Source organism: Sphingomonas echinoides (assembly GCF_029623395.1).
Classification (GTDB): domain Bacteria; phylum Pseudomonadota; class Alphaproteobacteria; order Sphingomonadales; family Sphingomonadaceae; genus Sphingomonas; species Sphingomonas echinoides_A.
In genome coordinates this window covers 235,642-255,779 of sequence record NZ_JAPYKK010000001.1, presented here as the reverse complement: position 1 = coordinate 255,779, position 20,138 = coordinate 235,642, and the positions used below count along the sequence as shown (strand labels likewise).

General features: G+C 67.0%; 25 protein-coding genes. 10 read left to right on the top strand and 15 right to left on the bottom strand.

What is annotated here, in order from left to right; translation table 11 throughout:
• The first annotated feature begins 23 nt into the window (after window positions 1-23).
• The gene (gene gmk, locus QBJ92_RS01055) at window positions 24-680 is read left to right on the top strand and encodes a guanylate kinase (protein WP_277967810.1); all 657 of its coding nucleotides are present in this window, start codon (window positions 24-26) and stop codon (window positions 678-680) included.
• A gap of 32 nt (window positions 681-712) precedes the next feature.
• Here the strand turns inward: gmk and QBJ92_RS01050 are convergent, their stop codons facing one another.
• The 6 genes from QBJ92_RS01050 to crcB all read right to left on the bottom strand — a co-directional run bounded on the left by QBJ92_RS01050 (window position 713) and on the right by crcB (window position 4,497).
• Window positions 713-1,405: an ATP12 family chaperone protein gene (locus tag QBJ92_RS01050; protein WP_277967809.1), complete on the bottom strand. Its 693-nt coding sequence runs from the start codon at window positions 1,403-1,405 to the stop codon at window positions 713-715.
• The gene (locus QBJ92_RS01045; protein WP_277967808.1) at window positions 1,402-1,623 is read right to left on the bottom strand and encodes a hypothetical protein; all 222 of its coding nucleotides are present in this window, start codon (window positions 1,621-1,623) and stop codon (window positions 1,402-1,404) included. Before QBJ92_RS01045 ends, QBJ92_RS01050 begins: the two co-directional genes overlap by 4 nt.
• Window positions 1,620-2,297: an HAD-IA family hydrolase gene (locus tag QBJ92_RS01040; protein ID WP_277967807.1), complete on the bottom strand. Its 678-nt coding sequence runs from the start codon at window positions 2,295-2,297 to the stop codon at window positions 1,620-1,622. Before QBJ92_RS01040 ends, QBJ92_RS01045 begins: the two co-directional genes overlap by 4 nt.
• A 73-nt stretch (window positions 2,298-2,370) precedes the next feature.
• Window positions 2,371-2,970 carry an FMN-binding negative transcriptional regulator gene (locus tag QBJ92_RS01035; protein WP_277967806.1) on the bottom strand — a complete coding sequence of 200 codons (600 nt, stop codon included), beginning with the start codon at window positions 2,968-2,970 and terminating at the stop codon, window positions 2,371-2,373.
• A gap of 34 nt (window positions 2,971-3,004) precedes the next feature.
• Window positions 3,005-4,126, bottom strand: a complete 1,122-nt coding sequence (locus tag QBJ92_RS01030; RefSeq protein WP_277967805.1) for an RluA family pseudouridine synthase — start codon at window positions 4,124-4,126, stop codon at window positions 3,005-3,007.
• Window positions 4,123-4,497 (bottom strand): fluoride efflux transporter CrcB, encoded by a 375-nt coding sequence (crcB, locus tag QBJ92_RS01025; protein ID WP_277967963.1) that lies wholly within the window; start codon window positions 4,495-4,497, stop codon window positions 4,123-4,125. Before crcB ends, QBJ92_RS01030 begins: the two co-directional genes overlap by 4 nt.
• Window positions 4,498-4,656: 159 nt before the next feature.
• Between crcB and QBJ92_RS01020 the strand changes: the two genes are divergently transcribed.
• Complete coding sequence (locus QBJ92_RS01020; protein ID WP_277967804.1) at window positions 4,657-4,881, top strand: hypothetical protein; 225 nt, start codon at window positions 4,657-4,659, stop codon at window positions 4,879-4,881.
• Window positions 4,882-4,941: 60 nt separating this feature from the next.
• On the opposite strand, the gene QBJ92_RS01015 is transcribed toward QBJ92_RS01020, so the two are convergent.
• From QBJ92_RS01015 to QBJ92_RS00990, 6 genes are all read right to left on the bottom strand, one after another.
• Complete coding sequence (locus QBJ92_RS01015; RefSeq protein ID WP_277967803.1) at window positions 4,942-5,502, bottom strand: glycine zipper 2TM domain-containing protein; 561 nt, start codon at window positions 5,500-5,502, stop codon at window positions 4,942-4,944.
• Window positions 5,503-5,618: 116 nt separating this feature from the next.
• Window positions 5,619-6,047 (bottom strand): OsmC family protein, encoded by a 429-nt coding sequence (locus tag QBJ92_RS01010; protein ID WP_277967802.1) that lies wholly within the window; start codon window positions 6,045-6,047, stop codon window positions 5,619-5,621.
• Window positions 6,048-6,123: 76 nt separating this feature from the next.
• Window positions 6,124-6,447: a glycine zipper 2TM domain-containing protein gene (locus QBJ92_RS01005; protein WP_277967801.1), complete on the bottom strand. Its 324-nt coding sequence runs from the start codon at window positions 6,445-6,447 to the stop codon at window positions 6,124-6,126.
• 175 nt (window positions 6,448-6,622) lie between these two features.
• Window positions 6,623-7,549, bottom strand: a complete 927-nt coding sequence (locus tag QBJ92_RS01000; RefSeq protein ID WP_277967800.1) for a bifunctional riboflavin kinase/FAD synthetase — start codon at window positions 7,547-7,549, stop codon at window positions 6,623-6,625.
• A 34-nt stretch (window positions 7,550-7,583) separates the two neighbouring features.
• Window positions 7,584-8,756, bottom strand: a complete 1,173-nt coding sequence (locus QBJ92_RS00995; RefSeq protein ID WP_277967799.1) for a dipeptidase — start codon at window positions 8,754-8,756, stop codon at window positions 7,584-7,586.
• A gap of 110 nt (window positions 8,757-8,866) precedes the next feature.
• Window positions 8,867-9,337, bottom strand: a complete 471-nt coding sequence (locus QBJ92_RS00990; protein ID WP_277967798.1) for a dihydrofolate reductase — start codon at window positions 9,335-9,337, stop codon at window positions 8,867-8,869.
• 244 nt (window positions 9,338-9,581) lie between these two features.
• Between QBJ92_RS00990 and QBJ92_RS00985 the strand changes: the two genes are divergently transcribed.
• The gene (locus tag QBJ92_RS00985) at window positions 9,582-10,256 is read left to right on the top strand and encodes a tetratricopeptide repeat protein (RefSeq protein WP_277967797.1); all 675 of its coding nucleotides are present in this window, start codon (window positions 9,582-9,584) and stop codon (window positions 10,254-10,256) included.
• On the opposite strand, the gene QBJ92_RS00980 is transcribed toward QBJ92_RS00985, so the two are convergent.
• A complete protein-coding gene (locus tag QBJ92_RS00980; protein ID WP_277967796.1) occupies window positions 10,207-10,704 on the bottom strand; it encodes a TspO/MBR family protein in 498 nt (165 codons plus the stop codon). The genes QBJ92_RS00985 and QBJ92_RS00980 overlap by 50 nt on opposite strands.
• A gap of 78 nt (window positions 10,705-10,782) precedes the next feature.
• Here QBJ92_RS00980 and QBJ92_RS00975 point away from each other — a divergent pair, with 78 nt between their 5' ends.
• Genes QBJ92_RS00975 through QBJ92_RS00960 form a run of 4 tightly spaced genes read left to right on the top strand, consistent with a single transcriptional unit; the run spans window position 10,783 to window position 14,567 of the window.
• Window positions 10,783-11,763 carry an ATP-binding protein gene (locus QBJ92_RS00975; RefSeq protein ID WP_277967795.1) on the top strand — a complete coding sequence of 327 codons (981 nt, stop codon included), beginning with the start codon at window positions 10,783-10,785 and terminating at the stop codon, window positions 11,761-11,763.
• On the top strand, window positions 11,760-13,472 hold the full coding sequence (locus QBJ92_RS00970) for a magnesium chelatase subunit D (RefSeq protein WP_277967794.1): 1,713 nt from the start codon (window positions 11,760-11,762) through the stop codon (window positions 13,470-13,472). The genes QBJ92_RS00975 and QBJ92_RS00970 overlap by 4 nt, the downstream gene beginning before the upstream one ends.
• On the top strand, window positions 13,469-14,383 hold the full coding sequence (bchO, locus tag QBJ92_RS00965) for an alpha/beta fold hydrolase BchO (RefSeq protein WP_277967793.1): 915 nt from the start codon (window positions 13,469-13,471) through the stop codon (window positions 14,381-14,383). The genes QBJ92_RS00970 and bchO overlap by 4 nt, the downstream gene beginning before the upstream one ends.
• A gap of 4 nt (window positions 14,384-14,387) precedes the next feature.
• Complete coding sequence (locus QBJ92_RS00960) at window positions 14,388-14,567, top strand: hypothetical protein (RefSeq protein ID WP_277967792.1); 180 nt, start codon at window positions 14,388-14,390, stop codon at window positions 14,565-14,567.
• On the opposite strand, the gene QBJ92_RS00955 is transcribed toward QBJ92_RS00960, so the two are convergent.
• Complete coding sequence (locus tag QBJ92_RS00955) at window positions 14,514-15,224, bottom strand: hydratase (RefSeq protein WP_277967791.1); 711 nt, start codon at window positions 15,222-15,224, stop codon at window positions 14,514-14,516. The two genes, QBJ92_RS00960 and QBJ92_RS00955, sit on opposite strands and share 54 nt — an antisense overlap.
• A gap of 122 nt (window positions 15,225-15,346) precedes the next feature.
• Window positions 15,347-16,936: a 1-hydroxycarotenoid 3,4-desaturase CrtD gene (gene crtD / locus QBJ92_RS00950; protein WP_277967790.1), complete on the bottom strand. Its 1,590-nt coding sequence runs from the start codon at window positions 16,934-16,936 to the stop codon at window positions 15,347-15,349.
• Window positions 16,937-17,016: 80 nt separating this feature from the next.
• On the opposite strand from crtD, the gene QBJ92_RS00945 reads away from it, so the two are divergent.
• The 3 genes from QBJ92_RS00945 (at window position 17,017) to QBJ92_RS00935 (ending at window position 20,133) form a co-directional block, all read left to right on the top strand.
• Window positions 17,017-18,141, top strand: coding sequence for a methyltransferase (locus QBJ92_RS00945; RefSeq protein WP_277967789.1), 1,125 nt, complete (start codon window positions 17,017-17,019; stop codon window positions 18,139-18,141).
• A gap of 85 nt (window positions 18,142-18,226) precedes the next feature.
• On the top strand, window positions 18,227-19,153 hold the full coding sequence (gene bchC, locus QBJ92_RS00940) for a chlorophyll synthesis pathway protein BchC (protein WP_277967788.1): 927 nt from the start codon (window positions 18,227-18,229) through the stop codon (window positions 19,151-19,153).
• Complete coding sequence (locus QBJ92_RS00935; protein ID WP_277967787.1) at window positions 19,150-20,133, top strand: chlorophyllide a reductase iron protein subunit X; 984 nt, start codon at window positions 19,150-19,152, stop codon at window positions 20,131-20,133. The genes bchC and QBJ92_RS00935 overlap by 4 nt, the downstream gene beginning before the upstream one ends.
• Window positions 20,134-20,138: the final 5 nt, after the last annotated feature.

Sequence of the window (20,138 nt, the reverse complement as noted above, 5' to 3'; positions counted from 1 at the left end):
CGGCGTGCGCGCCACTAGCGGGCATGCCCGACCATCGCTCTTCGCAGCCCAAAAGCTTCAAACGCCGCGGATTGATGTTCGTCCTGTCCTCGCCTTCTGGCGCGGGCAAATCGACGATCGCCAATCGCCTGCTCAAGGAAGAGCGTAACAAGCTCAAGATGTCGGTGTCCTACACGACCCGCCCGATGCGAAAGGGCGAAGTCGAGGGACGCGATTATCATTTCGTCGACAAGGAAACCTTCCGTCACATGGCGGAGGACGACCAGTTCCTCGAATGGGCGCGTGTGTTCGACGAACGCTACGGCACGCCGCGGGACACCGTCTTCAAGGATTTGGAGCACGGGCAGGACATTCTGTTCGACATCGACTGGCAGGGTGCGCAGCAATTGTTCCAGCTTGCGGGCGGCGACGTGGTGCGTGTTTTCATCCTGCCGCCGGGGTTGAAGACGCTCCGCGACCGGCTCGAGAAGCGCGCGACCGATTCGCAGGAGGTCATCGACCGCCGCATGGATCGCGCGCTCGCCGAAGTGAGTCACTGGGATGGCTATGATTACGTGCTGGTCAACGACGATCTCGACGACTGTTACGAGTGCGTCCAGACGATTTTGACCGCAGAACGGCTGAAGCGGTCGCGCCAGCGCGGGATGATCGGATTCATCCGGCGGTTGCCCGAGAAGTAAGGAGCGGTTGGGGCGAGGCCTATGCCTAGAAATCAGTCCCCCAGCAACTCCAGCATCCGCACGCCGCCGCCGAAATCACGCCGCCGTGCGGCAATGCCCGCCTCGGCGAGCGGGTCGCGGCCCCAGCGTTCCGCCTGATACTCTTCGTCGAGCGTCACCGCGTCCCACACCTGTTCCGCCGTTGCCGCACGCTCGACCAAAGCGAGCGCAGCGATCAGCGAGCCGCCGATCGTCACCACCGGCGACAGCGCCGCCAGCGTGAACGCATCGCGCGCCGCAATCGCATCCGCCAGCCGCGCGAGCGTCACAGCAGGCTGCGCGCGGTGAAGGATTCCGGTCGCGACCTCGATATGCACATCGTAGCGCGCCCGTGCCCAGTCGAGCAGCGGGTCCCACGCCGCCGCCTGCCGCGCGACCAGATCCTCGGGCGAATCTGCGCGGTAACAGAGCAGATCGCTCTCGCCATAATGCGCGAGACCCGCCGCAAACAGCGCCGGGTCCGCGCCAACCCGGTCGATCGCGGCATTGCCGAGCCCGGTCAGCGGCATCGCGCGCGGGTCGATCTCCTGGCCATCCTCCACCGCACGCCATTCGTCGGCAACCGCCTCCGCCAGCGCCGCGGTCGGCAGCACGAGCGGCACGCGCCCCGGCGTCCGCAGCGGGCGCTCGTCGAGCCGGATCCCGCGCTCGGCATCGACCGCGACGTGTTTCCAAAAGCGCTTCATGGCTGCGGCGGGGTCCGCCAGCGCCGTGCCAGCGCGCGCGGGACGATCGCGATCAGCAGCAGCGCGGAAATCACCAGCGCGGTACCGATCGCCTTGGGGACAGTCGCGTCGGCGCGCGCGATCAGGACCAGCCCGAGCAGCGCGCCAGCGACGCCCAGCAGACGTGTGCCTACCATCGCGAAATAGCGGTTGCGCGCGGTAGTATCCGGGTCATTCATCGGTGTTCCATCAATCGGGGAAGCGCGGCGACCGTCTCTGCTATCGCATGCGCGCCCGCCTCGGTCAGTTCGTCGGCGGGGTGATAGCCCCACGCCACACCCAAAGCGCGCGTCCCCGCCGCGCGTGCCATCAACATGTCGTAGCTGGTGTCGCCGATCATCACGGTCGTTTCCGGCACTGCGCCAGCATCCGCCATTGCGGTCTCGATCATCGAGGGATGTGGTTTGGAAGGGTGACGGTCGGCGGTCTGGAGCGTTATGAAATGCGCAGCGATCCCGTGATGTGCCAGGATATGCGCAAGGCCCCGGTCGGATTTGCCGGTCGCGACGCCGAGTTTCCAGCCGTCCGCCGCAAGATGGTCGAGCACGTCGAGGATGCCGTCGTACAGCGGTTCGGCGCTCATCGCGCCCGAGGTCCGCATCTTGAAGAACGCCGCTTTGTAGTCGTCCGCCAATGTGCGGTGCAGCGCGGAGTCGCCTTCGGGCAACAGCCTCTCCATCGCCTCGACGAGGCTGAGGCCGACGATTCGACGGATTGCGCCGCGATCGGGCGCGATCAGATTTGCCCCGGTGAACGCTTCCTCGACCGAGCGACAGATATTGTCCTGACTGTCGACCAGCGTGCCGTCGCAATCGAACAAAGCGAGGCGGGCGGGAGAAGGGATGGCTGTCATACGATGCTCCGTTCCGCGGCTCGGGCCGGGGTCCCGTCGTGCTGGCGATCGGGCTGGGCGTTGCGTGCGGGCGTCATACGTTCCGCATCCAGTGCGCGATCCCGCGTCGCCCCGCCGCTTCGACGCCATCCGCCGCCGCAAACCGCGCGGCGTCCGGCTTGTTTTGCCCGAGCTTGAGCGTGCCCCGCCACGCCTGGACGGTGAGCGTGAACCCGAGGATCCCGCGCGTCATCCGTTCGAACAGCGCCGCATCCATCTTGTCGCGAGTCCACGGCGTCTTGGGCGCGAGCCGCTCCTCCTGCAGCGCCGAGACGCGATCGACCTGCTCGACCAGCCCGTCATGGTCGAGCCGCGCGATCCGGCCTTCCAGCTCGACCGCGACGTAATTCCACGTCGGCACCTGGTCGGGGCCGAGCCCGTACCAGTCCGGGCTGACATAGCCGTCCGGCCCCTGCACCACGAACACGCCCGTGGCACCATCCAGATGCCGCGCAATCCCGTTACCCCGCGCGACGTGGAAAGCGAGCGTCGCGTCGTCGTTCCACACCACCGCGACATGCGCCACGCGCGGCCCATCGGGCGTAGCGACGAACAAAGCGCCAAACCCGAGTTCGGTCACCAGCGCGCGCATCGCAGTGCGGTCTTCCCAGCGAAAGGCCGGATCGGGATGCATCAGCCTAACGCATGCGCAGGAAGGCGGATGACGATCACGTCGCCGAACCGCGCCGCCGCCGCTCGCCCTTGCGATCCTTGCGGTAGGTCTTGGCGTGCTGGCGCGCTTGCTGCTTCTTGACCTCGCGGCTGGGCGGCGGTGGCGATTCGAGCGGCATCATGTTGCCGAGCATCTCGTCAAACCCGAGCTGCTTGAGGCTTTCGGCGAAATGCGTCGGCAGTTCGGCCTGGACGTCGATCGCACCGCCATCAGGATGGTCGATCCGGATCCGCCGCGAGTGAAGATGCATCTTGCGCGAGATATTGCCGGTCAGGAACGCGGCCTGTCCGCCGTACTTGCCGTCGCCGACGATCGGATGCCCGATCGCCGCGAGATGGACGCGCAACTGATGGGTACGTCCGGTATGCGGGATCAGCTCGAGCCACGCCGTCGTCGTCCCGGCCATCTCGATCACGCGGTAGCGCGTGCGCGCGGGGCTGCCTTCCTTCTCGTCGACATGCATCTTCTCGCCGCCGGTGCCGGGCTGCTTGGCAATCGGCAGTTCGATCATCCCGTCCTCGATCGACGGAACGCCGACGACCAGCGCCCAATAGGTCTTGCGCGCCGTGCGTGACGAGAAGGACTTGGAGAAATACGCCGCCGCGCGCGCGGTCCGAGCGATCAGCAGCGCGCCGCTCGTATCCTTGTCGAGCCGGTGGACCAGCTTGGGGCGGCCCTCCATGTCGTCCTGTAACGCATCGAGCAGGCCGTCGACATGCTCGATCGTCTTGGTCCCGCCCTGCGTCGCGAGGCCGGGGGGCTTGTTGAGCACGATTGCCTGCGCATCGCGGTGGATCACCATTTCGCGCGCGAAGGTGATCTCATCGTCGCTTAGCGGCGGACGCTCGCGCTTTTGCGGCGCGTCGACGCGGACCGGCTCGGCCGGGGGCACGCGGATCGCCTGGCCGGCGACGACATGGTCGCCCGGCTTGGCGCGCGCGCCATCGACGCGGAGCTGCCCGGTGCGCGCCCATTTCGCGACGGTGGTGTAGCTCGTGTCGGGCAGATGCCGCTTGAACCAGCGGTCGAGCCTAATTCCGTCATCGTCGCCACCGACGCTGAACTGGCGAACGTCGCTGGTGGCTTTGCTGGGTTTTTCGGGAGTCTTCGTGGTCATGCTGCGATCCGGGTAAGCCAGAGGCCGGCGAACAGCGCCAGCACCGCGCCGAGGACCGACGCAAGGACATAGCCGAGCGCGGTCATCCACGCATCGCGCTCGACCATCGTCACGACCTCGAGCGAGAAGGAAGAGAAGGTTGTAAAGCCGCCGAGTACCCCGACGCCGAGCAGCAGCCGTGTATTCTCGTTGCCACCGACACGCGCAAGCAATCCCGCGAGCACGCCCATCGCGAACCCGCCGATGAGGTTGACCGCAAGCGTGCCGAACGGAAAGACCGGACCGAACGCGGCGACGGCGCCACGCCCGACGAGATAGCGCGCCGCAGTGCCCACGGCACCGCCCGCCATAACGAGAAAAAGCTGATACATTGCGGCTGCGTTAGCGCGGATTGACGCCGTCGTCACCCCGGCCTGCGGAAACGTCGTGCGACGCACGTTGACGACCCCCCGGATCGCCGTGGATCCACGTGGCCTCGGGGGCCGCACCTTGCATAAGCTCGCCCCCGACGTCATGTTCGCGTCATGGGTATGATCTTCAACATCGTTTCAGTTCTGGTCGGCCTTGTAGCCCTGCCGGTGGCACTCGTCGGGCTTGTGCCGTTTTTTGGCCTCGCCAATTACCTTGCGATTCCGATCGCGGTCGTAGGCGCTGCGGTCGGCATGCTGTCGGGACACAGGAGCGGGCGGAACTTCAATATCTTCGTGCTGATCGTCGCGGCGATCCGGCTGATGCTCGGCGGCGGATTGCTGTAACGCCGAACAAGAAAAAGGCCCGGCGTCTGCACGCCGGGCCTCTTCATCCTGTCGATTACCTTAGCGGCAGACGACGTTCCCGCGGTCGACCGACTGGCCAAGCAACGCACCCGCGCCGCCGCCGATCAATGTCCCGAGCAGACGCGAACCGCCACCTGCGATCGTGTTGCCGAGCGCACCGCCAGCGAGACCGCCGATGATCAGGCCGGTCGTGCCGTCACCACGGCGGCAGTAATAGCGATTGTCGCGACCGCGATAGATACGGTCGTTCCGCGTCAGGCGACGTGGCTGGTAATACCGACCATCGCGATAATAGCTGTCAGCGTAATAGGCGCGCTGGCCATTTTCGTAGCGATTGTAGTCATAGTTGCGATACTGGCGCCAATCGCGATTGCGATCGCGATTGCGGTCGCGCCGGGCATCACGCACGTCGCGGCGATAATCCTGGCGGGCGTCGCGAACGTCATCGCGCGAATCGGCGTTGCGGATGTCGCGACGGTACTCCTGGCGGGCGTCGCGGACGTCCTCGCGATATTCGCGGTTGGGATTGTTCTGGGCGACTGCGGGAATCGCGGTGAGCGTGCTCGCTGCGATTGCCGCCGCCAGAATGAACTTACGCATTGGGATGAGCTCCTTGAACCAAATCCATATCGTGGATCAGGATAGAGAACTCATCCCCCGCCGCTAAGTTGCGTGAACCGAAAACTACCGTTCGTTCACACTCTTGTCAGATAAAATTAAGCGTTAAGCGAATGGGTTAATGTAATCTCGGCATTCAGCACTTTGGAAACCGGGCAATTCGCCTTTGCGCCCGCTGCGATCTCTTCGAACTTGGCGGGGTCGATCCCGTCGACCGTCGCCTTGAGGTCGAGCGCGGACTTGGTGATGGTGAAACCATCGCCGTCCTTGTCGAGCGTAACCTTGGCGGTCGTCTCGAGCTTGCCGTCGGTGAAACCGGCCTTCGCGAGTGCAAAGCTAAGCGCCATCGTAAAGCAGCTTGCGTGCGCGGCTGCGATCAGTTCCTCGGGGTTGGTGCCGGCACCGTCCTCGAAGCGGCTGTTGAAGCCATATTGCGTGTCCGAAAGAACGCCCGACTGAGTCGAGACATGGCCCTTGCCGGCCTTGCCGAGGCCGTCATATTTGGCCGATCCGCTGCGTGTGGTCATCGTCATTCTCCTTGGCGCATAAAAACGCGGGCCCGTTGGGGCCCGCGTTGGATATAGGGTGCGGATGTGACGGCTGTTAGTTGCAGCGACGACTCGCCGTGCTGGCGCGGTCGATCGCGCGGCCACCGAACGCCCCCGCAACCCCGCCCAGGACGGTGCCGAGCGTCTTGTCGCCGCGACCGGCGATCTGGTTACCGAGCAACGCCCCGCCGACGCCGCCGATGAGCAGGCCGGTCGTGCCGTCCGAATGGCGGCAATAGCGGCGACCGTCGCGCCCCTCATAGACGCGCGGCGCATAGCGGCGATGATGATCGCGCGCGCTGGCTTCCGCGGTCGGGAACGCCATGGTTGCGGGGATGGCGAGCGAAGCGGCGCTGAGCGCCATCAAGAACGTACGCATGAAAGTTTCTCCCAGTTACACCGTGCTTGGATCAATTCCACAGCAAGAACGATCCCTGTTCTAGCAACGTTGCATGAACCTGAAACAACCTGCTGTTCAGCTACGCGCAGTGTGTCGCAAAATGCGGGGAGTACTTGAGGATATCGAACGAAGTCTTGGCGTTACCTGGTTAACGTCAGGCCGAGAGCAGGTCTCGCGCGCGCAGACAGTCGGCGTCCATCTGCGTGGTGAGCGCTTCCAGCGTGTCGAACTTCGCCTCTGGGCGGAGATATTCGATCAGCGCAACCTCGATTACCTGACCGTACAGATCGCCCGAAAAGTCGAAGAAGAACGGCTCGAGCAATTCCTTCGGCGGATCGAAGCTCGGGCGGATTCCCAGGTTCGCTGCACCGTCCACCATCCGCCCGTCCGCCAGACGTCCGCGCACTGCATAGATGCCGTAGGCCGGCCGGACATACTGCCCCATGTCGAGATTGGCCGTCGGGTAGCCGATCGTCCGCCCGAGCTTGTCGCCATGCTGGACGGTACCTTCGATCGCAAACGGGCGCGTGAGCAGGCGCGCGGCGCCGCGCGGATCGCCCTGCTGAAGCAAGGTGCGGATGCGGCTCGACGAAACCGGCGTATCGTCGAGCATCACCGGCGCCACCGTATCGACCGAAAAACCACGCGTCGCGCCAATCTCCGCCAACATCGCGACCGATCCGCTGCGGCCCTTGCCGAAGGTAAAGTCTTCGCCCGTAACCGCGCCGGCGATCCCGATCTGGTCGATCAGCAACTGCTCGACGAACGCCTCGGCCCCCAGCGCGGCGAGCGCGGTGTCGAAGTGGAACACCACCATGGCGTCTGCGCCCGCTTCCGCGAACAGGCGTTGGCGTTGATCGAGCGTGCTGAGCCGGAACGGAGCGCTGTCAGGCACGAAATGGCGGATCGGGTGCGGATCGAACGTCCCGACCAACGCCGGACGTCCCTCGGCGCGCGCGCGCGCGACGGCACTGCCGACCACGGCCTGATGCCCCAGGTGAAATCCATCGAAATTGCCGAGCGCGATGATCCCACCGCGCAAGCGCTCCGGAACCGCCGAGCTGCCGTCGAGCCGCTCCATGGATGCGGCCTATAAGCACGGCGAAGCGGCTGCGCTAGGCAGGTTTGTTCGGAACGATCCCAGCGCGGATCACGCGGAGCACATTGCCCCCCATCACCTTGCCGATATCGGCATCGCTGAACCCGCGATCGAGCAGCGCTTGCGTGATCGCGGCGACGTGCGCCGAATCAAACGCCGTGGTGACCGCGCCGTCGAAATCGGAGCCGAGGCCGACATGATCCACTCCGACGAGATCGCGGACGTGCGCGATCGCCGCCGCCGCCGCATCCGGCCGCGTCGAGCAGATCGCGCCGTCCCAATAGCCGATCCCGACGACGCCACCGGTCCGGGCGACGCCGCGGATTTCCGCGTCCGTCAGGTTGCGATTGACCCGGCACGTCGCCTGTACGCCGCCGTGGCTCGCGACCACGGGGCGGCGGGCCAGCGCGAGCACGTCGGCGATCGTCGCGTGACTGGAATGGGCGATATCGACGATCATCCCCAGCGCTTCCATCCGCCGCACCACCTGTCGTCCGAGCGGCGTGAGACCTGCCTTGCGCTCCCCGTGCATCGATCCCGCGACATCATTGTCGAAGAAATGCGCGAGGCCCGCCATCCGAAACCCGGCGCCGTGCAAAACGTCGAGATTGGAAAGCTGACCTTCGAGGTCCTGCAACCCCTCGATCGACAGCATCGCGCCGACGACCTTGGCGCCTTCGACTCGATCGGCGAGCAGGCGGTCGAACTGCGCGGCGGACCGGATCACGCGCAAGCGTCCGTTCGAGGCGGCGGCAAAACGATCGAGCTTGCTGGCATGCCACAGCGAGCGTTGCAGCAGCGATCCCCACGTGCGCGGCGGCTGCAATTGGGCGATGGCGAGCGCGGTTATGGTGTCGCTGTTGGCCGGGTTCGAGTCGTAATTCTGCCGTTTCGGTGTCTTCGTGACCGACGAGAACACTTGCAGCGCGACGTTGCCTTTCAGCAGTCGGGGTACGTCGACCTGTCCCTGCCGCGACTCCGTCAGCAGGTCGCGGTTCCACAGCAGGCTGTCGGCATGCATGTCGGCGACCTGCAACCGCGCGTGGAGCGCCGCGGCGCGCGGCGAGATCGGTAAGGGCAGCGGTGCCACGACGTTCATGCTGCGCTCGATCATGCTGGGCGCGAGCATGAAGAACAGGATTGCCGCAAGCGCGACGATGCCGGCCACCGCCCCCAGGACTTTGCGCATCGGCACCGCTCTCCATCATGCAGGACTTTTATGCGGCATCCGCGATGCCACGTCCGGTCATGCCGTCGGTATGCGGTCTGGTAACGGTGGCGACAACCCCGCGCGACGTTTCAAAGTCTTGCGGAGGTTACAAAGCTGTACGCCGGTTGAGATTCGGTCGCGGAATGGTCTTCCCGCGCGGTTTCCTTCCAACCGACGAAACGCGGGACGGTCACGTCGCCTACGGGCGAGGCGTGGACTTCGGTTAGTTCAAGCTTGTCGGCGAGCGGTTCGAATAGCGCGAACACTTCGGCGCCCCCGATCACCGCAACCGCTCCGTCCCCGGCACAGGCGAGCGCAGCGTCCACGTCGTACACCGGTTCCGCTCCGTCGGCGCGCCAGTCCCGGTCGCGGGTCAGCACGATGTGGCGCCGCCCCGGCAGCGGCGCGGGGAAACTGTCGAACGTTTTCCGCCCCATGATCATGGGTTTGCCCATGGTCAGCGCTTTGAAACGTTTGAGATCGGCGGGAATGTGCCACGGCAGCGCGCCGTCCCGACCGATCACGCCATTCGTAGCGCGCGCCAGAATCAGCGTGATCATTGCGGCGTCCCGGGGTTGAATGGCTTGGTCACAATGGGCTCCTCCTGCGCCGGTCATAGCGAGCCAGATCGGGCGCGGTCGATCTGTTTGCGCTGCCGATCTGCCGCTCCTTTGAAATTGTGGCGCTCGGATCGAAGGAAGCGTATCCCGTACCGGTGTCGAAATGTCCTGCCCTGGCCGAAATGGCGGATCGGTTGGTCGGGGTGGAGCGCATCGGCACGGCAACCGTGCGGGGCGTGATGCTATGAACATGGTGATGCTGGCGTTGATGGGGGCGGCGACCGTGGGTCTGCTGTGGTCGCTGGGAATCGCGCGGTCGCTCGCGATGCTGGTCGGCGCTACGCTGATGGTCGGGGCGACCGGGTTTGCGGTACAGGCAGTTCGGCACCAGCCGGGGATCCTGGTCCGCGCCGCCAGCGTACCGATTGCGGTGGATCCCGGAATGGTGGCGTTCCGGACGGCAGTGTTCGCGCCGCAATCGCCGGACGCGCTCGCGCTCGCCAGTGCGGATGGACGGCTTGAGACGGGGGATACGCACGCCGCCGCACAAGGGCTGTTGCAGGATCTCGCGCAACATCCGCGTGATTCGGCGTTGTGGACCGAACTCGGCTATGTCCTGGCCTTGCACGATCGCGCGGTATCGCCCGCCGCGAAATTCGCGTTCAGCCGAGCGGTGGCGCTTGCGCCCGGCACACCGGGGCCGGCGTTCTTCCTCGGAATGGCGTATGTCGACGCGGGCGATCTGACCGCGGCGCGTCCCTTCTGGGCGTATGCGCTGGCGGTGACTCCGGCGGGCGCGCTCTACCGCGCCGACATCGTCGAGCGGGTCGCCGCGATCGACCAGTTCGCGCGGATGGCGGCGGCGCAGTCTAGGGTTGGGCGCGCGGTGTCCGATCCGCTTGTCCAAACGGCGCGTTGAGGCGCACGATCGCCCAGTTGAGCACCGCCGCGAAGCTGACCCACAGGAAATAGGGCACGATCAGCAGCGCGGCAAAGCCTGAGATCGGCGCAAGGCCAACGAGGAGCGCGACGAGCGACCCCCACAGGAACACGACCTCGATGAGGGCCCAGTCGGGACGGCGAAGCGCAAAGAACAGCGGGCTCCACAGGAAATGGAACAGCGCGTTGACTGCGAACAGGATGACCACCGTGGTGCGCCCCGCCGCATCCGGAGCCGCAGTCCACGCGATCGCCGCCGACCAGGCCGCGAGGCCCAGCAGAATTGTCCATGCCGGACCGAACAGCCAATTGGGGGGCTGCCAGCTCGGCTTGCGCAAATCGCGGTACCAAGCGCCGATCGGCGTTGCGAGACCGCCGGCTACGAGAAGCGCGATCGCACAGGCGCCGGAGACATAGAGCGGATTCATCGTAAATTCCTTGAAGCATCGCGCCCCGAAACACCAGTGTCCACTTGCCCGGTGTCAAGTGTGTGGTACACCAAGCGTATGGGCAAGGCCTTTCCCTTTTCGGCGATCGTCGGTCAGGACGAGATGAAGCTCGCGCTGCTGATCGCCGCGGTCGATCCGCGGATCGGCGGCGTGATGGTGTTCGGGGATCGCGGGACGGGCAAGTCGACCGCAGTGCGGGCGCTGGCGGCGCTGCTCCCGCCGATGTCCGCCGCGCTCGCGGGGTTCCATCCGGAGGGCGCAGTACCGCCGCCGGCGAAGGCCACCGTACCGGTCCCCTTCGTCGATCTGCCCTTGGGGGCCACCGAGGACCGGGTCGTCGGCGCGCTCGATCTCGAGCGTGCGCTGGGGGCTGGCGTGAAAGCGTTCGAGCCTGGTCTGCTGGCGCGCGCAAATGGCGGGTTCCTGTATATCGACGAGGTCAATCTGCTCGAGGACCATATCGTCGACCTGCTGCTCGACGTTGCAGCGTCGGGCGAGAATGTCGTCGAGCGGGAAGGGCTGTCGGTACGGCATCCCGCACGCTTCGTGCTGGTCGGCAGCGGCAACCCCGAAGAAGGCGAACTGCGTCCGCAATTGCTCGACCGCTTCGGCCTGTCGGTCGAGGTGCGGACCCCGCAGGACCTGGCAAGCCGAGTTGAGATCCTGAAGCGGTGCGACGCGTTCGAGCGAACCCCCGAAGCCTTTGCCGAAAGCTGGCACAGTTCCGAAAAGAAGACGGTGAAGCGGATCGCGCGCGGACGCGCAGCCGTGTCCGCGGTGGCAGTGCCAGACGCGATGCTCGCCCGTGCGGCTCAATTGTGTATGGCGGTTGGGGCGGACGGGCTGCGCGGCGAGCTGACGCTGATGCGCGCGAGCCGCGCACTCGCGGCGCTGGAAGGCGCAGGGTCGGTCGCGACGGAGCACATCGCACGGGTCGCGCCGCTTGCGCTGCGGCATCGGTTGCGGCGTGGGGTGCTCGACGAAACCGGATCGACCGTCCGCATCGAACGCGCGCTGGAAGACCTGGCGGCGGCATGATCGCCAAGCCTTCGTCGCTGGACGATGCGCTGATGGCAGCACGCTTATGCGCAATCGATTCGGTCGGGCTGGGGGGAATCATCCTGCGGGGCGGCGGCGACCTGCGCGACGAGGTGGTCGCGGCCCTGCACGCGGCGCTTCCGGACAACGCCCCGCTGCGGCGAATCCCTGCGCATGTCGATGGCGACGGACTGGTCGGCGGGCTCGATCTCACCGCAACGCTCGCGCTTGGCCGACCGGTGCGGCAACGCGGCGTGTTGGCTGCTGCGGACGGTGGCGTGGTCGTGCTACCGATGGCGGAGCGTATGAGTGGGGCGACGGCGGCGCAGATCGCGGCGGTGCTCGATGCGGGTGCGGTGGATGGCGCGTCCGTGCGGCTTGCGGTGATCGCGCTTGACGACGGCGTCGAAGAGGAAGCGCCACCGGCCGCGCTGGTCGAGCGGCTGGCGTTTCGGATCGACCTCTCCGAATGTAGACTCCCGGATGCCGCTGTCCCGGGCACGCTCGCGGAACAGCGCATGGCGGCGCACCCGCCGGTTTCGACAAGTGGCATGGAAGACGATCCTGCCGCGATCGACCCCATCACGATCCTCGCCGCGACCGCGCTGGCGCTTGGCGTCGACTCCGCGCGCGCGCCGGTGTTCGCGCTCCGGGCGGCTCGCGCCGCCGCAGCATTGGCCGGGCGTTCGACGATCGACAGCGATGACGTGCTGCTTGCGGTGCGCCTCGTCCTGGGGCCGCGTGCGACCCGGCTTCCACCGACGTCCGAGCCCGACAGGACCACCGCCCCACCACCGCCGCCGCCCGAAAACAACGAGAGCGAGGGGGAGCAGACCGGATCCGACCTTCCCGAGGATGTGATCCTCGCCGCCGCGCTGGCGACGCTTCCGCGCGACGTGCTCGAACGCCTTGCGCTCGGACGAGGACCGCGCGGAAGCACTCGGTCGCGGGGCGCGGGGGAACGGCGCAAGTCCGCTGTCCGCGGACGGCCGTTGAGTGCGCGCGCAGGGGTGCCGCGCGGCGGATTGCGGCTCAGTCTGATCGATACCCTTCGCGCCGCTGCGCCGTGGCAGGCGCTGCGCGATCGGGGGAACGGTCCGATCCGCATCCGTCGTGACGACCTGCGCATTCGCCGGTTCGAGGCGCGCGCGGAAACGCTGACGATCTTCGCGGTCGATGCATCGGGATCGGCGGCGGCCGCGCGACTGGCGGAAGCCAAAGGCGCGGTCGAACTGTTGCTCGCCCAAGCCTATGTAAAACGCGCGCAGGTCGCGCTGATCGCGTTCCGCGGGACTGCGGCGGAGGTATTGCTTCCGCCAACGCGCTCGCTGACGCGTGCCCGGCGCGTATTGGCGGACTTGCCCGGCGGCGGAGGAACGCCACTGGCCGCCGGCCTCGATGCCGCCCGCGCGCTGGCGGAAGCGGCGCGGGGGCGGGGGCGGACGCCGTTTCTCGTCGTCCTCACCGATGGTCGCGCGAACATCGCGCTCGACGGCAGCGCGGTCCGCGCGCGCGCCGAGCAGGAAGCCGAGCTGGCGGCGCGGACGATCGGGCAGGCGCGGATCGGGGCGGTGTTCATCGATACCGCCGCCCGCCCGCGGCCTGAGGGTGCGCGGCTCGCGCTCGCGATGGGCGCGCGCTACCTGCCGTTGCCGCGCGCCGATGCCGCCGCAATGCACCGCGCGATCGCGGCGGTACAGGCGGCATGAGTCGCGCGACCTGGTCGGACGAGGGGCGCGACTGGCCCAACCGCGCGGCGAGCCGTTTCGTCGATACCGGGCGGATCCGCTGGCACGTACAGGTCCTCGGCGCAGAATTAGGCACTGCGCCGGCGGTGCTGCTGCTGCACGGCACAGGCGCGGCAACGCACAGCTGGCGGGCGCTTGCCCCCTTGCTCGCGGCGGACTTCACCGTGATTGCCCCCGATTTGCCGGGGCACGGCTTCACGACCGGGCGTCCGACCGGTGGTCTGGCGATGCCCGCAATGGCGCGGAGCGTCGGCGACTTGCTCCGCGTGCTTGGGGCTGCGCCCGATCTCGTCGTCGGGCATTCCGCCGGTGCGGCGATCGCGTTCCGGATGGTGCTGGATGGCATCGTCGCGCCGAACGCCGTCGTCGGCCTCAACCCGGCGCTGATGCCGTTTCCGGGGCTGGCCGCGAAGATGTTCCCGACCTTCGCCCGGATGCTGTTCGTCAACCCGTTCGTGCCGCATCTGGTCGCGGGGCTCGCTCGCGGACCGGGGGATGCGGGGGCGTATCTCCAGCGCGCGACGGGGTCGCGGATCGATCCCGTTGGGGTCACCTTGTACCGTCGGCTCTTCGCGACGTCGGATCACGTGGCAGGAGCGCTGACGATGATGGCCGCGTGGGATCTCGACACGTTCGCGCGCGACTTGCCCCGGATGACCGTGCCAGCGCTGCTGCTCCACGGCGGGGCGGATGCGGCGATCCCATTGGCCTCGGTCGAGCAGGCGGCGAAACGGATGCCCGCCTGTCACGTGCAGGTCCTGCCGGATCTGGGGCATCTGGCGCATGAAGAACGGCCCGCCGACGTGGCAGCGATGATCCGCGCCCTCGCGGCGGATCCGGCATCGATGCCGGTCCCCCAAGCGGTGTCGTAGCGCAATGCCTTCCGGCCTGTTCGCGTTGATGGACATGGCGATCGTCGGAGTGCCGACGATCGTGTTCGTCGTCTGGCAGCTCGTCTCGATCAACCGCGAGATCGCGCGGGACAAGGCGAAGAAGGCGGACTCACCAGAAAGCGCGGGGCATGCGGTAGGGGAGCATCGACTGGACGATGGGTGAGCGGAAACGCCCCAGCGACAGGCTCTCGTGCACCGCCCGCACGGGCTCGCCGAACAGCTGCGTATCCAGCGCGGAGCGGGCGTAGAAGGGCGCATCGATCCAGGTCTTCGCGACTTTCGGGTGCGATCCGACATCCGCGCGAGTCGCCCGCGACACTAGCCAGCCCGTCCGCGGCAGGGCGACTCGCGGTGGTGGCGCAACATCGTGCCAGCGCCCCTGACGGTCGAACTTGAGCGCGAGATCGAACGGCTCGCCACTCCGGCGTCGTCCTTCATAAAGAACCGCGACGTCGCGTGTCAGATGCGCGCGCGACCAATGCCAGTCGTCGAACCCGGCCTCAAGCGGCTCGTCCCCGAAGTTCGAATCGAAGTATCCGTCCCCCGACCAGCGCATGTCGGGATGGATCATGTCGACCTCCACGCGCGCGCGCGGGGCGACCGGGTGCCAGCGATGCCGCGCTGCCGGATCGAGCGCGAACGCCGTCGTACCGATCATCTCGGGCTTCACGCGGACAGTGCCGCGCACGGGATAGGGCAACGGGGCGGAAATCTCCGCAATGTCGATCACCAGCGTATCGCCGTCCCAGCTCAGCGCGCTCGGTCCGATCGCGAGATGGTCCGCGTCGCGCCGCACGCGTTTGTGCCCGCGTTCGGTCATTGCCCACGCCCCTCCGCGCGGCCCGCAGAGCGACACGTTGATCGCGCAATGATTGTCGGGCCGTTCGCGACCCGAGAGTTTGTAATAGGGGGAGAAGACGCTCCCCACGAACGCGATGATGGTCAGGCCGAAGCGGCGGTCCGCGCTGAACGCATCGACGTACCACCAGGCATAGCCACCGGGTGCGACCGCGCCATCGAAGCGTGGTCCGTGAGCAGGGATGCGACGGCTAGGCGGGCGGACAAGGCCGCCATCGGGACGCCCGCGCCCGGATGGGTACTCCCGCCCGCGCAATAGAGCCCAGGGATCCGCGTCCGGCTGCCCGGGCGGCGGAAGGATGCCGCCCACCCGTGCGAGGCCGGTCCATAAAGGGCTCCACCCGTCTGTGGGAACAGCGTGGCGAAAGTAGCCGGCGTCGTGAGAACCGTCGCTTGTGCCGGCAAGTCCAGCGTCAGGCCGGCGCGGCGCAGCGTTGCGTGCATCGACTGGGTACATTGGTCCGTCTCCGCTTGAGTAAGGGGGGAAGTGTCGCCGGTGGGGGGCGCGTTGACGATGATCTGGAAGCGCTCGCGGTGCGGCGTGCGCCCGTCGGGGGCGTCTCCGGACGCGTGCTCCGACCGGTCTGCGCCGCGATCCTGCGCGCAGACGTAGACGCTCGGGTCGTCGGCCAGCCGGCCCGCCGCGAGCGCACCGAATTCGGCCTGGGATTGCCCGGAGAAGAACACGTTATGGCGGACCAGCGGAAATCCGTCGGCGGTTCCGCGCGCGCACCACACTAGCGCCGACAGCGACCGCCGCTTCGGCGCGACGCCGGAAACGGCCCGACGGACGGACTCCCCGAAGGCTCCTGCGGCAAGCGCCGCGGGATCGGCGTTGCACACTACCGCGGCTGCCGGGATCCGTTCCCCCGACGCGAGGATGACGCCCGCCGCCCGTCCGCGGTCCACCGTGATCTCGCGAACCGGCACGCCGTATCGGAAGGTCGCGCCATTGCGGATCGCGAGCGCTTCGAGCGCACGGGCCAAGGCGTGCATCCCGCCGTCGATCAGCCAGACCCCCGCTGCCTCGACATGCGCGATCAACATCAGCGTTGCCGGGCAGGCGTACGGCGACGATCCGGCATAGGTCGCGTACCGCCCGAACAATTGCCGAAGCCGCGGATCCTGGAAATGCCCGGCAAGCGCCCGCGACAGCGTTTCATACGGGCGAATGCGAGTGAGGTCGGCAAACCCCCGCCACCCCATCCGCCACGTCAGTTCGAGCGGATTGGTGGCGGGCGCGCGCAGGAAGGGACGGTCGAGCGTCTCGAAAATGTGCTTCGCCTCGGCCCGGAAGGCGCGATAGCCCGCCGCTTCGCGTGCTCCCGCAAAGGCACCGATCGCAGCTTCGCTTTCCGCGGGGTCGGCGAACAGGTCGAGCCGGTCGGCTCCCCAGGCGTGGCGAGCGAGAATAGCGGCGGGGCGCAGCGAGAGATGGGCGTCGAGCGTCGTGCCGCAGCGTTCGAAAACCTCGTCGAACACGTCGCGGAGCGTAAACACGGTCGGTCCCGCATCGATCGCAACCCCGTCTGCAACAATCTCGCGCAGCTTGCCCCCGGGGGCTACGCCAGCCTCTACCACCGTGACGCCGATGCCGCGTGCGGCAAGCAGGGCAGCGCTCACCAGTCCGCCGATCCCGGCTCCGATGATCACGGTATTGTGCTGCGATACCATCGAACGCGCTCCCGCCAGTTGACCGAAGCAGGATTTATGTCCAATCAACTGGACATATGGCTTCGTCCACTTCAAGCAACATGTCAAAGGGCTATTGGTTGCGGATGCGGACGGCGTGGGTCGGCTGGCGCAACCGGGTGCTGGCGTCGCCGCGCTTTCAGCAAGCGGCGACCCGTTTCTGGCCGACCCGGCCGATCGCCCGTGCGCGCGCCCGCGAATTGTTCGATCTGGTGGCGGGGTTCGTCTACACACAGACGCTGACGGCATGCGTTCAGACCGGGCTGCTCGACCTGCTGGCGCGCGGGCCGACCAGCACCGAGCACGTTTCGGAACACTGTGCCTTGCCACCACCCGCGGCGCTCCGGCTGCTCCGTTCGGCGGCGGCGTTACGGCTGGTCGACCACCTCGGCGAGGAGTGGGTGTTGGGGCGTGCCGGGGCGGCGCTGTGCGGCAATGCGGGCATCACCGAAATGGTCGCGCATCACCCGATGCTCTACGCCGATCTCGCCGATCCGGTCGGGTTGCTGCGTCGGGGCGGGGGCGGCGGACGCCTGGCCAACTATTGGGGCTATGCCCGCACGCACGACGCCCTGGAGTCGGCGGAAGTCGATCCGTATTCGCGGCTGATGGCGGCGTCGCAGCCGCTGGTCGCCGCGCAAATCGTTCGATCCTATCGGTTTTCCAGGCATCGGCGGATGCTGGATATCGGTGGTGGGGAAGGGCGGTTTCTCGAAACGGTCGCGCGTACGGCCAAGGCGCTCAACCTTGGCCTGTTCGATCTTCCCGCCGTCGTCGAGCGCGGGCGGGCGCGACTCGGCGAAGCGGGGCTCGAATCGCGAACGACGTTCCATGCCGGAAGCTTTCTGGTCGATCCGTTGCCGCGGGGGTATGATCTGATCACGTTGGTGCGCGTGCTCCACGATCATGACGATGCCCCGGCGCTCCGCCTGTTACGCGCGATCCACGACGCGCTCCCGGCAGGAGGACGCCTGCTGATCGCGGAACCGATGGCGGGAACGCGCGGGGCAGAACCGGCGGGGGATGCCTATTTCGGGATGTATCTGTTTGCGATGGGGTCCGGTCGCCCGCGGACGTCCCACGAAATCAACGCAATGCTCCGGCTGGCCGGGTTCGCAACGGCGCGCACGGTCGCGACCGCCTTGCCGTTGACGTGCAGCATCATCGTCGCGTCGCGCGGTAATTGATCAACGATATTGACAGTCAGAAATGTCCAACTAAACCGACACTCAACAAGATCGCTGGTTCGGCGGTTGATTTGGGAGAGGCGCGGTGGAGACACTGGCAGTGGTTTTGGAGGCGCCGGAACGGCTGTTGCTCCGTCCGCTCGCGCTGAACCCGATCGGCGCCGGAGACGTGCTGATCGAGGTCGCCTGGAGCGGGATCAGCTCGGGCACCGAGAAACTGCTGTGGTCGGGCCGGATGCCCGCCTTCCCGGGCATGGGGTATCCCCTGGTGCCGGGATATGAGTCGGTGGGGCGTATCGTCGATGCCGGATCCGATGTGCGGGGGCGGATCGGGGAATGGGTCTTCGTCCCTGGCGCCAATTGCTACCGGGACGCGCGCGGCTTGTTCGGGGGAACGGCACGCCGGGTCGTACTTCCGTCGCTCCGTGCCATGCCGATCGACGAACGTCTCGGCGCCGACGGAACGCTGACCGCTTTGGCGGCAACGGCCTATCATGCGGTGGCGGGGGGCAATCCGCCGGATCTGGTGATCGGTCACGGGATCGTCGGACGGCTGATCGCGCGTATCGTGGTCGCGCTCGGCGCACCCGCGCCGGTCGTGTGGGAAACCAATCCTGCTCGGCAGGACAGTGACGGCTATACGGTGATCGACCCGAGTCAGGATGACCTCCGCGACTATGCGACGATCTGCGACGCCAGCGGCGCGGCCGACATTCTCGATCTGGCCGTTTCTCGCCTCGCCAAACGCGGGGAGATCGTCCTCGCAGGGTTTTACGACCGGTTGAGCTTCGCGTTTCCGCCCGCTTTCCAACGCGAGGCGCGCCTTCGCATCTCCGCCGAGTTCACGCCAGCGGATGTCGCCGCCACGACCGCGCTGGTGGCGACCAAAGCTTTGAGGTTCGATTCCCTGATCAGCCACGTTCGCCCAGCCGCCGATGCTGCCGATGCCTATCCGGCGGCGTTCGGCGACCCTGCCTGCCTCAAGATGGTACTCGACTGGAGAGCCGTATGACGATGCTCGATCCCGGCCCCCTGCGCGACGAAGCCGCCCAGGAACCGGACCCGGTCCCGACCGGCCCGGTCACCAAGGAAACCCAGATCATTGCGATCTACGGCAAGGGCGGCAGCGGGAAATCCTTCGCGCTCGCCAACCTCAGCTACATGATGGCGCAACAGGGCAAGCGCGTGCTGCTGATCGGCTGTGATCCCAAGAGCGACACCACGTCGCTGCTGTTCGGCGGAAAATCCACGCCGACGATCATCGAGACATCGTCGCGCAAGAAACTCGCGGGCGAGGAGATCGGGATCGAGGACGTCTGCTTCCAGCGCGACGGGGTGTTCGCGATGGAGTTGGGCGGACCCGAGGTCGGGCGCGGATGCGGCGGGCGCGGGATCATCCACGGGTTCGAGACGCTCGAGAAACTCGGGTTCCACGAATGGGGCTTCGACTATGTCCTGCTCGACTTCCTTGGCGACGTGGTGTGCGGCGGCTTCGGCCTGCCGATCGCACGGGACATGTGCCAGAAGGTGATCGTGGTCGCCTCGAACGACCTGCAATCGCTCTATGTCGCGAACAACGTGTGCAAAGCGGTCGAATATTTCCGCAAGATGGGCGGCAATGTCGGCGTCGCGGGGATGATCCTCAACAAGGACGACGGCACCGGCGAAGCGCAGGCGTTTGCCGCAGCGGTCGGCATCCCGGTACTCACCGCGATCCCCGCGAACGAGAACATTCGCAAGAAAAGCGCGAATTATCAGATCATCGGCAAGCCCGGCGGGCAATGGGCAAGCCTGTTCGAGGAACTCGCGGTCAACGTGGCGGAGGCCCCGCCGCTACGGCCGTCGCCGCTGGATCAGGACGGGTTGCTGGGGTTGTTCTCAGCGGACGTGACGGGGGCGGACTATGCGCTGAAGCCCGCGAGCCAGGCCGACATGCGCGGTGTTGCCTATGTGGCGAAGCCGACGCTCGAGGTCGTGTACGATGCCGTCTGAGGGCC

Bases quoted from the DNA above. Each gene is read 5' to 3' on its own strand.
- QBJ92_RS01040 (WP_277967807.1), bottom strand. From the start codon at position 2,297: ATGACAGCCATCCCTTCTCCCGCCCGCCTCGCTTTGTTCGATTGCGAC.
- QBJ92_RS01030 (WP_277967805.1), bottom strand. From the start codon at position 4,126: ATGACCACGAAGACTCCCGAAAAACCCAGCAAAGCCACCAGCGACGTT.
- QBJ92_RS01000 (WP_277967800.1), bottom strand. From the start codon at position 7,549: ATGGAGCGGCTCGACGGCAGCTCGGCGGTTCCGGAGCGCTTGCGCGGT.
- QBJ92_RS01010 (WP_277967802.1), bottom strand. From the start codon at position 6,047: ATGACCACACGCAGCGGATCGGCCAAATATGACGGCCTCGGCAAGGCC.
- gmk (WP_277967810.1), top strand. From the start codon at position 24: ATGCCCGACCATCGCTCTTCGCAGCCCAAAAGCTTCAAACGCCGCGGA.
- QBJ92_RS01015 (WP_277967803.1), bottom strand. From the start codon at position 5,502: ATGCGTAAGTTCATTCTGGCGGCGGCAATCGCAGCGAGCACGCTCACC.
- QBJ92_RS00970 (WP_277967794.1), top strand. From the start codon at position 11,760: ATGATCGCCAAGCCTTCGTCGCTGGACGATGCGCTGATGGCAGCACGC.
- QBJ92_RS00980 (WP_277967796.1), bottom strand. From the start codon at position 10,704: ATGAATCCGCTCTATGTCTCCGGCGCCTGTGCGATCGCGCTTCTCGTA.
- QBJ92_RS00955 (WP_277967791.1), bottom strand. From the start codon at position 15,224: ATGACCGAACGCGGGCACAAACGCGTGCGGCGCGACGCGGACCATCTC.
- crcB (WP_277967963.1), bottom strand. From the start codon at position 4,497: ATGTATCAGCTTTTTCTCGTTATGGCGGGCGGTGCCGTGGGCACTGCG.
- QBJ92_RS00935 (WP_277967787.1), top strand. From the start codon at position 19,150: ATGACGATGCTCGATCCCGGCCCCCTGCGCGACGAAGCCGCCCAGGAA.
- QBJ92_RS00995 (WP_277967799.1), bottom strand. From the start codon at position 8,756: ATGCGCAAAGTCCTGGGGGCGGTGGCCGGCATCGTCGCGCTTGCGGCA.
- QBJ92_RS00975 (WP_277967795.1), top strand. From the start codon at position 10,783: ATGGGCAAGGCCTTTCCCTTTTCGGCGATCGTCGGTCAGGACGAGATG.
- crtD (WP_277967790.1), bottom strand. From the start codon at position 16,936: ATGGTATCGCAGCACAATACCGTGATCATCGGAGCCGGGATCGGCGGA.
- QBJ92_RS01050 (WP_277967809.1), bottom strand. From the start codon at position 1,405: ATGAAGCGCTTTTGGAAACACGTCGCGGTCGATGCCGAGCGCGGGATC.
- QBJ92_RS01035 (WP_277967806.1), bottom strand. From the start codon at position 2,970: ATGCATCCCGATCCGGCCTTTCGCTGGGAAGACCGCACTGCGATGCGC.
- QBJ92_RS01045 (WP_277967808.1), bottom strand. From the start codon at position 1,623: ATGAATGACCCGGATACTACCGCGCGCAACCGCTATTTCGCGATGGTA.
- QBJ92_RS01020 (WP_277967804.1), top strand. From the start codon at position 4,657: ATGATCTTCAACATCGTTTCAGTTCTGGTCGGCCTTGTAGCCCTGCCG.
- QBJ92_RS01005 (WP_277967801.1), bottom strand. From the start codon at position 6,447: ATGCGTACGTTCTTGATGGCGCTCAGCGCCGCTTCGCTCGCCATCCCC.
- QBJ92_RS00990 (WP_277967798.1), bottom strand. From the start codon at position 9,337: ATGATCACGCTGATTCTGGCGCGCGCTACGAATGGCGTGATCGGTCGG.
- QBJ92_RS00985 (WP_277967797.1), top strand. From the start codon at position 9,582: ATGAACATGGTGATGCTGGCGTTGATGGGGGCGGCGACCGTGGGTCTG.
- QBJ92_RS00960 (WP_277967792.1), top strand. From the start codon at position 14,388: ATGCCTTCCGGCCTGTTCGCGTTGATGGACATGGCGATCGTCGGAGTG.
- QBJ92_RS00945 (WP_277967789.1), top strand. From the start codon at position 17,017: ATGTCAAAGGGCTATTGGTTGCGGATGCGGACGGCGTGGGTCGGCTGG.
- bchO (WP_277967793.1), top strand. From the start codon at position 13,469: ATGAGTCGCGCGACCTGGTCGGACGAGGGGCGCGACTGGCCCAACCGC.